Raw genomic sequence first — 16,099 nt, 5'->3', positions numbered from 1 at the left:
ATGATAGAAAAAGGCCGGCAGGTTATACAGCATTGGTACAAGCAAAAAAACTGGCATCAGTTCCCGTTTCAGCAGGAAATGGAAGCGGCATACCTGGCCGGCTACTCCGGTTTGCTAAACGCGCCTACCGGCAGCGGAAAAACCTATGCTTTGTTTTTGCCTTTCCTGGCCGATTTTATTAATAAACATCCCGATACCTATTCCACACAAAAGAATAACGGCTTACTCATGCTGTGGATAACCCCGCTGCGCGCCTTAACCAACGATATCCGCAAAGCCATGCAGGAGGCCTGCGATGAGATGGGCCTGCCCTGGCAAATTGCCACCCGAACCGGTGATACCTCGGCTGCTGAAAAAGCCGCGCTCAAGAAAAAACTACCCGAAGTACTGCTTACCACCCCCGAAAGCCTGCACCTGATGCTGGCCCAAAAAGAATATCCCAAAATGTTCGGCAACCTGCAGGTGGTGGTGATTGATGAGTGGCATGAATTACTGGGAACTAAAAGAGGCGTGCAGGTGGAGTTGGGCTTGTCCCGCCTCAAGGCACTCGCCTCAATTGGCAGTTCTCCGCTTGCAGTGATGGGAAATGAGCTTCCGGATAAAACTGCAAACCACCAACTCCGTATCTGGGGTATCAGTGCTACTATTGGCAACTTAGAGCAGGCCGCAGAAGTTTTGTTAGGTAATGATTTCCCCCCGGAAAAGATCAAAATGGTACGGGCCAACCTGGAGAAAAAACTGGAGATCAAATCCATTATCCCGGATAACGTGGAGAATTATTCATGGGCCGGGCATATCGGCTTAAAACTATTGCCGCAGGTAATGGAGATTGTTGCCCGCAGTAAAACAACCCTGATATTCACCAATACCCGTTCGCAATCCGAGATCTGGTACCATGCCATTTTGGATAATTACCCGGAGTATGCCGGCATTATGGCTATGCACCACGGTTCGCTGGATAACGAGCTGCGCAATTGGGTGGAGCAGGCACTGCATGCCGAAGCTTTGAAAGTAGTTGTATGTACTTCGAGCCTTGATCTTGGGGTTGATTTTCGCCCTGTAGATACTGTAGTGCAGGTGGGCAGTCCGAAAGGTGTTGCCCGTTTTATGCAGCGTGCCGGGCGAAGCGGTCACCACCCCGGCGCGGTATCGAGGGCGTACTTTGTGCCAACTCATTCGCTTGAGCTATTGGAAGGCGCGGCTTTGAAAGAGGCTATCAGGAAAGGAATTTTTGAAAGCCGCGACCCGATGCTGCTTACTATGGATGTGCTGATCCAGTATATGGTTACGCTGGCGGTATCGGATGGTTTCAGGGCCGAAGACCTGTTTAAGGAAGTAAAAGGCACTTATGCCTTTGCCGACCTCACCCGAAACGAGTTCGGTCAGCTATTGGATTTTATAACCACCGGCGGCAAAACCCTGGCGCAGTATGATGAGTTTTTAAAGGTGGAGATTGTGGACGGCCTGTATAAAGTAAACAATCGCCGGGTGGCAATGCGGCATAGATTAAGTATAGGCACCATTACCAGCGAGTTGAGCATCCGGGTAAAATGGCTTAGCGGCGGCAGTCTGGGTACTATTGAGGAATCCTTTGTATCGAAACTGAAACCGGGCAATACGTTCTGGTTCGCCGGCCGTAGCCTGGAATTTATCCGGGTAAAGGAGATGACCGCCTATGTTAAAAAATCTAGTTCTACCAAAGGCATTATCCCCAGCTGGAATGGCGGGCGAATGCCTTTGTCGTCCCAGCTATCAGCCGTGTTCCGGGAAAAGCTTGATGAGGTGGCGCATGGCATCGAAAAGGATATAGAAGTAATCGCGCTTAAACCGCTGTTCAAACTACAACAGGAGTTATCCCACCTGCCACAGAGCCATGAGTTTTTGATCGAATCCTTTAAATCGCGGGAGGGGCACCACCTGCTGTTTTACCCTTTTGAGGGTCGGTTGGTACACGAGGGCATGGCATCGCTGCTGGCCTATCGCATCAGTAAAATAAAGCCAGCCAGTTTCTCTATCGCCATGAATGACTATGGTTTTGAGCTACTTACCGATGAAGATGTGCCCATTGAGCAAGTACTGGAGGATGCCAGCTTCTTCTCGATAGACAACCTACTCGACGATATCCAGCATAGCCTGAACGCCAACGAGATGGCCCGCAGGCGTTTCAGGGATATAGCGCATATAGGTGGGTTGGTGTTCACAGGCTACCCCGGTCAGCTGGTGAAGAACAAGCATTTACAGGCATCTACCTCGCTGTTGTTTGAGGTGTTTACCGAGTACGAGCCGGATAACCTGCTGGTACGGCAGGCCTATAACGAGGCATTGGCCTTCCAGCTGGAAGAGTTTAGGCTGAGGGCGGCTTTGCAGCGCATTGGTACCCAAACCATTACCCTGAAAACCATTGAGCGACCTACCCCATTTGCCTTCCCCATTATGGTTGACAGCCTGGGCCGCGAGCGCCTTACCACCGAAACCATGGAAGAGCGCATAGCCAAAATGGCCCGTAACTACGGCGCCGAGGGTGTTGGCGCTACTGGCGATAATAAGAAAAGCAGGAAGCCGGGAATTACCCGGAAGAAAGGATTTTAGGCAGATGACTGCGTTTTCAGGAGTATCCGGAGCTATAATTTAGAATCAAGATTTTAAAAGCTGTTGCGTTCGCAACAGGTGAAACAGTAAAAAATGTTATCTATTTAGCAATCAGCAAATTAAGAATTGTCATAAAATGAAAACCGCAACAAAACCGCAACAAGGGGTTCTGCCGGCTACCATTGTTATAGCTATACACACCGTAGTTTTAAACTACAGGCATAGTCGTTCGAAGACATTCGAACAGCGGGGAAGACTTCGGAGAGCAGGGTTATTATAATTCTGTTTTTTCTATTATGAGATCTACTGAGCCTTCTTCAAGTGAATTGTGGTGGTCATAATGAAAATGTCGCCCAGCTTCAACTCCGTCTTGTGCTAGTGTTAAAAGCTGTATTGCAAGTGATACTAATCCTGCTTTATTTGCTTTTATATAAGTTGCGTTGTTATTAAAGGATACTTCAATCGTAAAGTTGTGCTCCCAATGGTTTACTAAACCATCTGATTCGCTGTATTGTGGTATATCCAGATTAATTTTCATATAATATTATTTTGTAAGGTAAATATGGAAATTCTTATCAACAATCATCTTACCCGGCTTAGCTGGATTTGCTTTGAGAGTTTCGAAATTAGCATGAGGGCCACCACCATGTTTACCAGTAATATCGCTTTCTCCAATACGAACGACCATCGTCCCATCGGCCGAAACGTATCTGCCACTTCCAGGAACGTCTTCTTTGTATCCTTTTCTTAAAAATTCGCATGCTGGCGCAAGGCTGGGGCCTCATAGCGACAGCGAAGAACGCTTGCGATAGCTGGAGGCAAAAATCCTCTTTTCAAATCTACACTATAAAAAATTTAACTTCCTCGCCATAATTAAAAATACGATATATAAAACATTAACCCGATTGCTGTTGGCTTCTGGTATTTGGGACCCACAACGTAACAAGTAATGAGTATAAGTACAAAACATACTAATTGAAGTCTACTTCCAAATATATTTAGGCTATGATCGGGATTTTCAATAATTGGTCCCGATAGGAAGTATATTATAACAAGCTCAATTACAAAAAGAATAGGGAAATAAATTTTCTTGATCATATACAAGGCTGGACCTTGCGGCAGCGAAAAACCTTTGCGGTAGCATGGTGCAACTGAAGCAATCGACATTTTATAAGTGTCTTAAGATCATAAATACACCCAAAATTATCGAACCAACCCCTGCGGTTAATATTTTAATGTCAGCGCCGAGCTTATCTTGCTTCCCTTTTATGAAAACCTTTAACGTCGTTACAGTTTGCCAAATGCCGTAAATCAAGAAGGCCGATCCTATCAATATATATATAACATTCATATTGTATTAATTTTATTTCCCCCGCTGTCGCAAGGCTCCAGCCTTGTGACCCACATGCTAAGTATGCGCCATGCCTTTAGGACTGCCCAATGTCAGGCAATCAAAATATTGCAACCTTATAAAAACCATCTATCCAAAAAACGGTTGCGAAACTTACAGTTATAATCCTTCTGGGATTTGCAAATTCAAGACTTGCATGCCGACGGTTTGTGCAATGGCTACATGTCGCAAGAACCAGCGCAAAAGCTGCGACAACCTACATTTTATTAATTAATTTTCAAGATATCTTTTCTTAATAAGGAGCCGTAGTAAGTGAAAAGCCAGATGGATATAATGCAATAAGCAACAACTAAAATAGCTCCTATGACACTTTTGGTTTTGCTTTCACCTTTAAACAATCTATTATCTAATAAGTATTTCCCTTTATATATCGACTTGAAATAAACAAGCACTAAAGGTAAAAAGGAAATAAAATACAGTAAAAAATCTTTTACTACCAATCTTTCAGCAATCAAATTGACTATGCAAATAACTACAGCTAAGTTGAAAGTTATAAACACAGATGTCATCATGTACGCATTAGCGGCAGAAGTAATTACACCATTCTGAAGCAGCTTTGAGAAGGAGTAAAATTTATAAAACAAATACTTGTATATTAACATAGTCTTAGGCTGTATATTCCAGGTTAAAAATACAAAAGCCCGGAGAAAAAAATGTATCTGCCCGGCGGGATTGTACAAAAATATCGGAGTGAGATCTCAGTCCCGCTGCTGGATTGATCAGCCTGTGATTGGTATTACCGGGCTTAATAATCAGCCTTAACTGCTTTGTCTGCCGTAATAATAACTTTCAAGCCGCTTTCGTTGGCCAGTTCGTTTATCTGGTGGCTGTAGTATTCTTTTTTCAAAGTGGGCAGGTCGATATAGAGCGCGTTGGATAGCAGTTTTAATTTATCAGCATCCAGGGTTTTCCTGCCGCGTTCAATACGGCTAAGGTCTGCCCGGTCGATGCCAAGCTTTTTTGAAAAAACTTCCTGAGACATGTTTAAATCCACCCGGTGGAAGTGAATAAATGCACCAAAGTTTTCAAAAGCTGGCGGTTTCTCCCCATCCTTTTTTTCTGCCGCCCGGAGATCTTCAATGGGCGGCTGCAAATCATCAATTGTTTTAAAAAGTATGGAGAACATGGCCGACATCCGGCTAAAAAGGTCTTCGTCAATATTGTATATGATATTTCCCTTTATCCCGGTTTGCCTGATGATTTTTAAAGTTCTTAATTCAGAGATATGCCTGCTGATTATGTCGGGATTATGGGGAAGTGTGTATATCATATCCTTTGATATACTATTCCCATGCTCAACAATCGTCCTGATAATGGCAACCCTTATAGGCAAAGCCAAAGCTTTTGCGAAAGTTGACAGTTCGTTATCACCGGCATCGAATTTTGATAAGGCGGATTTTGCGTACGGCATTTAACTTAACATTAAATTAATATTGCTTTAAAGCAACATTGCAATATATAAGAAAAATAAATTAACGCCAATTACCAAAGCCGTCACCCATTACAAAATGGAAGCAAATCTATCCGCTACTTAGCCTGCATTTTGCCGCGATACAGTAACAATTATAGCGATACAGGCCGGATGTGCCTGGTTTAAAGAATATGCATTATTTTTTTTGCATCATGTCCATCAGGTTGTCAAAAACCCCGGTGTAGCTGCTCCAACTTGACCAGTTTACCTGGTAGATAGATTTTTTACCTTCATTGGATGCAATGATTAGGTCTGATGCAATTAATTCTTTCAGGTGATGTGAAACTGTTGGCTGGGCTAAGGGCAATAATTCAACAATTTCTCCCGTGGTAAAGTTAGGATGTTTGGCCAAAATACGCAGAATAGCAATCCTTGCCGGATGCGACATTGCTTTGGCTACTAATGAAATATGCTGATCTGTAGAGGTAAACTCTTCTTTTTTGTGATTAGCCATTAAATAAAACTCATCTGTAATACCCTGAATCAATTAATTTCTTTTAAGCATTTCCCCAAAGGAAACAACGGATTATGAAGATTTGATGAGCGATTAACTTAATATCAAATCTAACATCTAAGATATTCGATTTGATAACATGCTATTAACATGGGCTTAATTTGACGGAGGTAGTTTTGCAGCTGATTAAAATTAGCACGTGAAAAAATTATTACTTCTTTTTATATTATCGGCATTTTGTACAAGTTTATTACATGCCCAGGGTACCGGTAAAATTGCCGGTAAGGTAATAGACCAAAAAACAAGCGAAACGCTTATTGGCGCTTCAGTTGGCATTCAGGGCTCAACAAAAGGGGCGTCAACCAGCGTTGACGGAAGTTATATTTTATCTGCATTGGAGCCGGGAAAGTATACGATAGTTGTTAGGTATATTGGTTACCAGAGCAAGTCAATTTCAGAAATTGAGGTGAAAGCAGGAGCGGTAACTAATCTTGACGTGGCTTTGCAGGAAGCTACTACCCAAGCGCTTAAAGAAGTCGTTGTAAGGGCCACCTACCGCCAGGCCTCCGTTGCCTCGCTATATGCCGTTCAAAAAAACAGTGCGTCAATATCAGATGGTATATCATCAGAAACTATCAGAAAATCACCAGACAGAAGTACGGCTGATGTATTAAAAAGGGTAAGTGGAGCAACCATACAAGATAATAAGTTTGTTGTTATCAGAGGGTTAAGTGATCGATATAATACGGCACTACTGGATGGAGCCCAACTACCAAGTACTGAGCCTAACAGAAAAGCGTTCTCGTTCGATATTGTACCTTCTAATCTTGTAGAAAATATCATTGTAAGTAAAACCGGAACTCCTGATTTGCCCGGCGATTTTACAGGCGGCGCTATTCAAATCAGCACCAAAGATCTTCCCGATCAGAATTTTGTTACACTGGGAATTGGCGGCGGCTACAATACTGCATCAACTTTTAAGGATTTTAAAAGTGGAACAAGGAACGCTACTGATTATTTTGGATTTGATGATGGCGGCAAAAGTTTAGCTGCTGGTTTTCCCTCATCCAGCAGGATAATAAATGGCCTTACAACCGAACAGAATATATCGGCGCTCAAAAAACTACCACAGGATTGGAATATCTATAGTAATAAAGCCCTGCCTACCCAAAACTACCAGTTTACTATTGGCAGGGTAAAAAACTTTGAAAAGAGTGGAAACAGGTTTGGTGCCATTATTTCATTAACATACCGTAATTCGCAAAATATTTATAACGATGTAGTGCGTGATTATTATGATTACGACTACAAGGATGATATTTACAAATTTTCGACCAATATAGGCGCGTTAGCTAATTTTGGTTACACTTTTGGCAAGAACAAAATAACCTTTAAAAACACGTATAACAGAATATATGACGACCAGTTCTTATCCAGGACAGGTACAAATGCTGCTACATCAAGTGACGTAAAGTTTTTTGCCTTTGATTTATTGCAAAAATCTTTGTTAAAATCTACAATTGAAGGTAATCATCCTTTAGGAGATAATAATGCTAAAATCAACTGGTCATTAAGTTATAGTAATGTATTGAATGATCAGCCTGATCAACGTAAAGTTAGTTACACAAGGCTTATTGCGGACAGAAATAACCCAGATGTTGGCTTTGGGGCTAATTTGTCAACATTAGGAAAAGACAATGCAAGGCAATATTCGAAGTTGAATGAAGACGCATATTCTGCAGCCGTTAATTATTCGCAGCCAATAAAAATGTTTAGTAAAACGGCTACCTTAAAAACCGGGTTAAACTCGTTTTATCGCGACAGGAATTTCGACATCAGGTTTATAGGTGTATTATTAAGAAACGATGATCCTGCAGTAAGAGAAAGGCCGTTGAATAGGCTTTTTGGAAAAGACCTTATCAACAATAATATTTACAAAATTGATGAAATTAACCCTAAACCTGATTCCTATTCGGCAAACTCACTTACAAATGCCGGCTATGCAATGCTGGACAATAAATTGGCGGAAAAATTTAGGGTGGTTTGGGGTGCAAGGGTAGAGCAGTTTAACCTGGATCTGTCATCAAAAGACAACTTAAATAAAGTAAAGCAAAATTACGTTGACGTACTTCCATCGGCTAATTTCACCTATAGCCTAACAGAAAAAATTAATTTAAGAGCATCTTATTACCGAACATTAGCGCGCCCCGAATTTAGGGAGCTGGCAACATCAGCCGTAAATGATTATGAGTTATTGGCATCGCTTCAGGGTAATCCAAATTTAAAAAGAGCAACTATTAATAATGCCGATCTTCGCTTTGAGCTGTATCCCTCAGCCGGACAGATCATTTCGGTTTCAGTTTTTTATAAAAAATTCAAAGATGCTATCGAAACCTATAATCAGGATGCAGGCTCTCAACGTATAATCACCTATTTCAATACCGATAAAGCCACCGTGTACGGAGCCGAGTTTGAAGTGCGCAAAACGCTGGATTTTATTGCACCGGGCAATTTCTTCAAAAATACAACAGCTTATGCAAACGTGGCTGTAATCAAATCAGAAGTATTTAATCCATCGGATGGAAGTATAAATTTTCTTGAAGCCAAMCGCCCGCTTGTTGGGCAAGCTCCTTATGTAATAAATGCCGGCTTACAGCATAGTTTTCTTGATGGCAAATTAAATTTCAATGCTTTGTACAATAAAGTTGGGCGGAGGCTTTCTATAGCGGCCGGAGCAGCTTTTCCGAGTGTATGGGAAGCCCCAAGAGACGTGATAGATTTACAATTAAGTGTAAAGGTTTTGAAAGGCAAAGGCGAATTGAAATTAAATGCGGGTGATATTTTAAACCAGCGAAGCGCTTTATACTATGACAACAATGGAAACAAAAAATATGACGCTAATACCGATCAAACCCTGAGCCGCTTTAAATCAGGAAGCAATTATTCATTTGCTTTTAACTATACATTCTAAAATAAACTTAAACCCCATTATCTATTAAAAACTATTTGAAATTTAATTTATCACATCCAATTAATAACCCAATTAACAATAAATAATTAAAACGAAAATGAAAAAAATCTTATTAATGGCTGCATTAAGCCTAAGTGTATTCATATCTGGTTGTTCAAAAACCAGCACTGATGATGGTGATGTTAACCCTCCGTCAACAAGTAATGTTGTTGAAATTAGCGCCGATATTACTACCAATACCACCTGGACTGCTGATAAAATTTACCTTTTAAAAAACAACGTTTATGTAACTAATAACGTTACTTTAACGATAGAAGCCGGAACAATAATTAAAGGTGATAAAGCAACAAAAGGTGCGTTAATTATTACACGCGGCTCAAAAATAAACGCCACCGGAACAGTAGATAAACCAATTGTATTTACTTCAAACCTTGCCGCAGGCGGCCGTTCACAGGGCGACTGGGGTGGGTTGGTTATATTAGGTAAAGCGCCTAATAACCTTGGAACTTCTGTTGCTATTGAAGGTATATCTGATGCTACAGACAAGGCAAAACATGGCGGTACCGACGCAGCTGATAACTCCGGCACTTTAAAGTATGTACGTATTGAATATGCAGGTATTCCGTTGGGCCCTGATAATGAATTAAATGGTTTATCATTAGGTAGCGTTGGCTCTGGTACTACAATTGAATATGTAGAGGTTTACCGTTCAGGAGATGATGCTTATGAGTGGTTTGGTGGTACTGTAAATGCAAAACACTTACTTGCAATTGATAGCTGGGACGATGATTTTGATACAGATAATGGTTTTTCGGGTAAAATACAATTTGGTTTAGCCCAGCGTTTAGCTGCAACTGCCGACGTTTCTGGCTCAAATGGATTTGAATCTGATAACCTAAGCTCAGGTACAAATGTTACGCCACAAACAAATGCGGTATTTTCAAACATGACCATATTAGGCCCTAAAGAATCTGCTACTTTTACTTCTATAAATGCAAATTTTCAGCATGGCGCGCAAATTCGTCGTAATTCATCAATCAGTATATTAAACTCTGTTATTGCCGGCTATACAGAAGGTATATATTATGATGATACATTACCAGCAGGTGGTACTGAAAATGCTTCGGCCAACTATATTGGAGGAAAATCGGTATTTGCCAATAACCTTGTTATAGGCAGTAATGTTAAAAATAACCAGATAAAAGCATCTAATGCAACAACCCTTGGATTAATTACGCCTAAAATCACTTTAAACAATATATTTACTCCTGATGCTTATGCTTCCTCAGTTTATACAGATCCGTATAAATTTGCCGCTGATATAGCTCCCGCTGCAAGAGCAGGTGTACCAAACTTTATCCAAACTGCCGCATCTGTAGCATTAACCGGTGCATTATTTACTGATGCAAAAGTTGCAGATACTTTCTTTGAAAAGGTTGCTTACAAAGGCGCCTTTGGAGCAACTGACTGGACCGCAGGATGGGCTAATTTTAGCCCACAAACATTGCCATACACTACACCTGGTGCGGTAAAATAATAAAAGTCTATTATAAAAAGCCCGCTTCAAAACTTTGAGGCGGGCTTTTTTATTTAAAATGGAATTTTGCATTGGCTAATTTCCAACTTACTTACCAAGCAACACAAAAACAACGGCGATAATTGCCGGCAATGCCTGTGTAAAAAATATTTTTTTGCTTGCTGTAAGCGCTCCGTAAAGCCCGGCTATAATTACACAGCTTAAAAAAAACAAGCTGATATTAAATGCCCATAATTTATCGGTAATAAAAAAGGTCCAGATTAAACCTGCTGATAGGAAACCATTATACAAGCCCTGGTTAGCAGCAAGTCCTTTTGTTGGGCCAAACAAATTATCGGGCATAGCTCCTTTGAATGTTTTGCGGCCAAGTGTTTCCCAGGCAAACATTTCCATATAAAGGATATATAAATGTTCAATTGCAACAAGTCCAATTAAAATTTTTGCCATGATCTCCATGTTTTCTTACCTATTTATGTTTTTCTAATTTAGATAATTAGGCTGTATTTAAAGCACCAAAATTATTTGGCCCCTTTTATCATTCATCCAGGTTAATACACGTGTCTATCAGCATCTCATCAATGAAATAACGATCGTGCGAAATAACCAGTAAAGTGCCGTTAAAATTCTTCATCGCTAAGGTGAATACTTCCAGACTTTGCACATCCAGGTTGTTTGTTGGCTCATCCAATATAAGCATATCGGGTGTATTGTTACCTACCACTAAACTGCAAAGCATCAGTTTCATTTTCTCCCCGCCGCTTAGCACCATACATTTTCTGTCCCAAACATCATGGCGGAACTGGTAATAGTGCAACAGCGATTTCAATTCATGTTCGGGCAGGTTACGGCCATTAAACTTTTGAACCTGCTCAAATACGGTGAGCTGATTATCAATCAAGGTATAATCCTGATCGAGGTACAAATAATTAAACCCTGCAATATAAATTTCTCCTACGGTGGGCCGCATGATGCCCATCATGATTTTGATGAGCGTGGTTTTGCCCGAACCATTGTTGCCCTCAACCCTTACCCGGCTGCCAGAACGTACCTGGAAAGAAAGCGGCTGCCAAAGCACCGTATTTCCATAACTAAAATTTATACCTTTTGCATCAACCAACACCTTGCCTTTATGCAGGCCAGATCTTTTCAAATCTATTTTCAGCACCTGGTACTGCTGTATCTGCAACCTTGTTTGTTTAAGGTTATCCAGTATATCATTAACCTTTTCATTGTGGGTATCCTGTAGTTTTGCCGTACTTTGCTCTGCCTTACGCTTAAGCCCCCCAGCAATAATGCGCGGCAGCGACTGGCTTTGGCCCCGGGCTTTTCCTCTCACCTCTTTTTTCTGCCGTTGCTCTGTTATATCCCTTGCTTTTTGCCGGGCCTGTTTCAGGTTTTTTTCGTTTTCATCCAACCGCGATTGCAGGGCGTTTAATGTTCCTTCCTTTTGTTCTTTATAAAAAGCGTAATTGCCGCCAAATAGCTCAACGCCGCTTTTATCCAATTCTAAGGTGATAGCGGGCAGGTTTAATAAAGCCCTATCGTGGCTTACCACCAAAATAGTTGCCTTACTTTTTGTAATAAAGTTATAAAGCTGTTCGCGGCCCGATGCATCAATATGGTTGGTTGGCTCATCCAGCAAAATAATCTCCGGCGATTGAATCATTATACCGGCCAGGAACACTTTTGTTTTTTCGCCGCCGCTCAGGGTTGCCATTGTCTGCAGCAAATCCAGGTGCGCAAGCTGCCAGGAGGCTAACGCGATCTTAACTTTCTCTTCAATGTCCCAGTCATCATCCAAATCGGTAAAATGGCGGGGCGAGGCATCGCCTTCAAGTATGGCATGAAGAGCTTTCAACTTTTTGTCCACCTGCAAAGCTTCGGCTATCAAAAGGTCATCGTATTGCCCCAAATGCTGCGGCACGTAATACGCTTTCTCCGGAAGCATGATCTCTCCAGCCGTCGGCTTAAGCCGGCCTGCTATAAGCTGCAAAAGGGTTGATTTTCCGGCGCCGTTGTTGCCTACCAAAGCGGCCTTATCACCTTTGGATATAGATAGATTGATGTTTTCAAACAAGGTTTCCCTATCGGGATGGGTATAAGCAAGCGATTTGATTACGATACTCATAGTAGTATGATATTAAAAATTAAAACAGGTTGAAGAATGTGAAATGGGGGATCCGGCCACGCGGAATGGCGTTGCTGAACGGGATATTAAGCTATATAGCTTGTCGCAGTAAAATGATCACATAAAATCTAAGTATTCGGCAACACACATGGGTTAATGTAATTGACGAGCTGACAAAATAATTACCAAAACGTTCCGTTGGGGCGGAATTGATGATGGTACATAACCACCTGTCTTACTTAGATATTTTCACCGGTGTAATTTTTAATTAACGATAAGGCAAATATAGATTATTTGGAAGAAAAAATATAGGGCAAATTTCTTCGCAACCAATACTTTTTAAATCAATTTCTTTTTCAGCCCCGGCCCGGATTACCTGACAATGGTAACACTCCCCGACAACGACTTGTTACCATTTTTAAGATTAACAATATAATAATAAGTAGCCTGCGGAACCGGCTGTCCCTTAAAAGTGCCATCCCAGGCAATACTGTAACCAACTGATCTGAACAGYCGTTGCCCGTACCTGTTGAATACTTCAACCGTATTATGAGGGTAAGCGCTTAAATTTTTGATCTCCCACAGGTCGTTTCTGCCGTCGCCATTGGGCGAAAAGCTATTGGGAATAATGATATCACCCGGAGTTTCAGGAGGCGTTGCCGAAGGATCAACAGTGATGCTAAACTGCACCGGCAACCCGGCGCATAAATTATCACTGAATATAGCCATAAAGTTCCCGCCCGGTTGCACAGGGATCTGCTGTGAGGCTGTATTGGTAGCCGCATCTATAACTGATATATAAGCTGAAAGTGAATTAACCACGTAAACCTTACTTCCATCGCTGCTAATGGTAATACCAGCCGGGTTATCGCCAACATCTACGGTAGTTAGTATGCTATTGGTTAGGGTGTTGATAACGGTAACCTTTTTTGCTGTTGTATTTGAAACATACAACCTGGTTCCATCCGGACTTATGGCAATGCCCCCTGCCGGCGTTGCAACGTCAATTTTATAGGCTACAAATCTGCCTGCAATATCTACCACCGCTATATCGTGCGAATTATAATTGGCTATATATAGCTTCTTGTTATCCGGGCTTATGGTAATACTACTTGGAGTTGTACCCGTAACTAAACCATATTCAAAGTAATTGACGGCAATATCATAAAACTGAACTGCATTTGTACCCGCGTTGATGATGTATAGTTTTTTACCATCGGCACTGAGGGCCATATCATTAGGATTGACGCTTGTTGCAACTATTTTTACAATGGCGTGCGTATTGACATCGATAACGCTTAACCGGTTAGATGTGCCACCTGTAACATATAACCTGCTGCCATCGGGGCTTATTACCATGCCGGTTGGATTAACTCCTGCGGCAAAAGCAGTAAGTACCTTATTGGTAGCAGTGCTGATTACAGATACCGTATTTGAACCCGGATTGGCCACATAAAGCAAGCTTTTATCGGGGCTCAGCACTACCCTTAACGGGCTTGAATGATCTGGTATCCCTTCGGTGATAACCTCCTCTACCTTGTTGGTAATGGTGTTTATTAGTGAAACCGAATTTAATAAGGCATTGGGTGCATAGGCATAGTTTGCAGGCACCGGACTAACCGTAATATTAGCCGTAACAGGTGTAGTGCCTGTATTTACTGCAATGAATTTGCCGATGTTCCCGGCACCGTTGGGGGCTAAACCAATAGTTGTATTGTCATTTGTCCACGCGTAACTGCCTGCTGTTCCGGTAAAATTAATGGCATCTGTAAGTTGCCCGTTTTGTTTGGTTTGACTGGCGACCGGATTAACCACAGGCTGCGCGGTAATATAGCCTGTTACTTTTGCTGTTTGGTTAACTGAACCCGAGCTTAGCGTGACGTCTCCGGATATATTGCCTGTTACCGCCTGCGCTGATGATCGCACATAAACCACTATATTGGAGATCAGTCCGGAGTTTTGGGTAAGCATTACACTGTTGCCATAAGTTCCGTCGGCAACAATCGAGATCTCAAAATTATTGGGAGCTGTAACCGTGACATCGGCAGACAAACCACTTGCCGAAACCGGGAATTGCTGAATAGCCGGGCTTACAGATGCTGTACCCACACAGGCCGAAATGACGCCTGATACATCGCCAACAATTAGCTGCGGTGTAGCCGTGGTTGATAATATACGACTTACCTGCTGCCCGGACTGCGCCCCAACTGTAGTAATCAGTGAAAAGACAATGGCGCTTATTAAACGCAGATATTTTTTCATGTAGCTTTATTGACCCGCATACTAAAAATAACATTAACTGCGATAATGTTTTTTAAAGCCGATAAATATGATACCATTAAAATTACATGGTATCGTTCAATCGCCGGCGCAGGTGTATCTTGAACATTGCATAACTTAGATTGTTTGTTCATTAACAGATGGTGTTGTGCAATGACCAGCACTTCCTTTACGAAAGAAGCAGGACTGGCGGCATTTAGTAAATTAATCCCATCTGCTTATCAACAAAAAAAGGCACAGTCCTAAAACCATGCCTTTTGAATTTTCACTTTTGAATTTTGAATTTCTTCTTAGTACCTGTAATACTCCGGTTTAAACGGACCATCAACAGTTACGCCAATGTAGTCTGCCTGTTCCTGGTCAAGTACTTCCAGTTCAACACCAATTTTGGCAAGGTGTAAACGGGCAACTTTTTCATCGAGGTGTTTTGGCAGGGTGTAAACTTCGTTTTTGTAAGCGGCACCATTTGTCCAAAGCTCCAATTGAGCTAAGGTTTGGTTGGTGAACGAATTACTCATTACAAAGCTTGGGTGACCGGTTGCACAACCTAAGTTTACCAAACGGCCTTCGGCTAATACAATAACGTCGCTGCCATCAATGGTGTATTTATCAACCTGTGGTTTAATTTCAATTTTGGTATTGCCGTAAGCACCATTTAACCAGGCCATGTCAATCTCGTTATCAAAGTGACCGATGTTACAAACAATGGCTTTATCCTTCAAAGCACGGAAATGCTCTTCGCGAACGATGTTTTTGTTACCTGTTGCAGTAACCACAATATCTGCTTCTTTAATAGCAGTACCCAGTTTTTTAACCTCGAAACCTTCCATAGCAGCCTGTAACGCGCAGATAGGGTCAATTTCGGTTACGATAACACGCACGCCAGAGTTACGTAAGCTATCGGCAGAACCTTTACCTACGTCGCCATAACCGCAAACAACGGCTACTTTACCGGCCATCATTACATCGGTTGCACGACGGATGGCGTCAACCAGCGATTCGCGACAGCCGTATTTATTATCAAATTTCGATTTGGTAACCGAATCATTAACGTTGATTGCAGGCATTGGTAAGGTACCAGCTTTCATCCGCTCATATAAGCGGTGAACACCGGTAGTGGTTTCTTCAGATAAGCCTTTGATTTCGCCTATCAGTTCAGGATATTTATCGAGCACCATATTGGTTAAATCGCCGCCATCATCAAGGATCATGTTTAGTGGCTTGCGGTCTTCACCAAAATAAAGGGTTTGCTCAATAC

Annotated in this window: 10 protein-coding genes; 3 read left to right on the top strand and 7 right to left on the bottom strand. The window is 41.9% G+C overall.

The window, feature by feature from the left end:
* Complete coding sequence (locus AC1DPZ_RS02700) at positions 1-2,589, top strand: ligase-associated DNA damage response DEXH box helicase (RefSeq protein ID WP_477401083.1); 2,589 nt, start codon at positions 1-3, stop codon at positions 2,587-2,589.
* Positions 2,590-2,863: 274 nt separating this feature from the next.
* Here AC1DPZ_RS02700 and AC1DPZ_RS02695 read toward each other — a convergent pair whose 3' ends face one another.
* From AC1DPZ_RS02695 to AC1DPZ_RS02685, 3 genes are all read right to left on the bottom strand, one after another.
* Positions 2,864-3,127 carry an Imm32 family immunity protein gene (locus AC1DPZ_RS02695; protein ID WP_477401082.1) on the bottom strand — a complete coding sequence of 88 codons (264 nt, stop codon included), beginning with the start codon at positions 3,125-3,127 and terminating at the stop codon, positions 2,864-2,866.
* Between the two features lie 1,618 nt (positions 3,128-4,745).
* Positions 4,746-5,411: a helix-turn-helix domain-containing protein gene (locus tag AC1DPZ_RS02690; protein WP_477401080.1), complete on the bottom strand. Its 666-nt coding sequence runs from the start codon at positions 5,409-5,411 to the stop codon at positions 4,746-4,748.
* A gap of 196 nt (positions 5,412-5,607) precedes the next feature.
* Positions 5,608-5,925, bottom strand: a complete 318-nt coding sequence (locus AC1DPZ_RS02685; protein ID WP_477401078.1) for an ArsR/SmtB family transcription factor — start codon at positions 5,923-5,925, stop codon at positions 5,608-5,610.
* Positions 5,926-6,124: 199 nt separating this feature from the next.
* Here AC1DPZ_RS02685 and AC1DPZ_RS02680 point away from each other — a divergent pair, with 199 nt between their 5' ends.
* Entirely contained in the window at positions 6,125-8,896 is a 2,772-nt protein-coding gene (locus AC1DPZ_RS02680; RefSeq protein ID WP_477401077.1) for a TonB-dependent receptor, read from the top strand.
* Between the two features lie 97 nt (positions 8,897-8,993).
* Complete coding sequence (locus AC1DPZ_RS02675; protein ID WP_477401076.1) at positions 8,994-10,433, top strand: hypothetical protein; 1,440 nt, start codon at positions 8,994-8,996, stop codon at positions 10,431-10,433.
* 87 nt (positions 10,434-10,520) lie between these two features.
* On the opposite strand, the gene AC1DPZ_RS02670 is transcribed toward AC1DPZ_RS02675, so the two are convergent.
* The 4 genes from AC1DPZ_RS02670 to AC1DPZ_RS02655 form a co-directional block, all read right to left on the bottom strand.
* The gene (locus AC1DPZ_RS02670; protein ID WP_477401075.1) at positions 10,521-10,880 is read right to left on the bottom strand and encodes a DUF1304 domain-containing protein; all 360 of its coding nucleotides are present in this window, start codon (positions 10,878-10,880) and stop codon (positions 10,521-10,523) included.
* Between the two features lie 88 nt (positions 10,881-10,968).
* Positions 10,969-12,561 (bottom strand): ABC-F family ATP-binding cassette domain-containing protein, encoded by a 1,593-nt coding sequence (locus AC1DPZ_RS02665; protein ID WP_477401073.1) that lies wholly within the window; start codon positions 12,559-12,561, stop codon positions 10,969-10,971.
* A gap of 372 nt (positions 12,562-12,933) precedes the next feature.
* Positions 12,934-14,823, bottom strand: coding sequence for a T9SS type B sorting domain-containing protein (locus AC1DPZ_RS02660; RefSeq protein ID WP_477401071.1), 1,890 nt, complete (start codon positions 14,821-14,823; stop codon positions 12,934-12,936).
* Positions 14,824-15,131: 308 nt separating this feature from the next.
* A partial coding sequence (locus tag AC1DPZ_RS02655) for an adenosylhomocysteinase (protein WP_477401070.1) occupies positions 15,132-16,099 on the bottom strand: 968 nt, incomplete at its 5' end.

The sequence above is a fragment of the Mucilaginibacter sp. P4_G9 genome (assembly GCF_056400985.1).
The sequence above is the reverse complement of the archived record's forward strand: the minus strand, read 5'-3'. Positions and strand labels throughout refer to the sequence as shown.

Bases quoted from the DNA above. Each gene is read 5' to 3' on its own strand.
- AC1DPZ_RS02665 (WP_477401073.1), bottom strand. From the start codon at position 12,561: ATGAGTATCGTAATCAAATCGCTTGCTTATACCCATCCCGATAGGGAA.
- AC1DPZ_RS02695 (WP_477401082.1), bottom strand. From the start codon at position 3,127: ATGAAAATTAATCTGGATATACCACAATACAGCGAATCAGATGGTTTA.
- AC1DPZ_RS02690 (WP_477401080.1), bottom strand. From the start codon at position 5,411: ATGCCGTACGCAAAATCCGCCTTATCAAAATTCGATGCCGGTGATAAC.
- AC1DPZ_RS02670 (WP_477401075.1), bottom strand. From the start codon at position 10,880: ATGGCAAAAATTTTAATTGGACTTGTTGCAATTGAACATTTATATATC.
- AC1DPZ_RS02700 (WP_477401083.1), top strand. From the start codon at position 1: ATGATAGAAAAAGGCCGGCAGGTTATACAGCATTGGTACAAGCAAAAA.
- AC1DPZ_RS02675 (WP_477401076.1), top strand. From the start codon at position 8,994: ATGAAAAAAATCTTATTAATGGCTGCATTAAGCCTAAGTGTATTCATA.
- AC1DPZ_RS02685 (WP_477401078.1), bottom strand. From the start codon at position 5,925: ATGGCTAATCACAAAAAAGAAGAGTTTACCTCTACAGATCAGCATATT.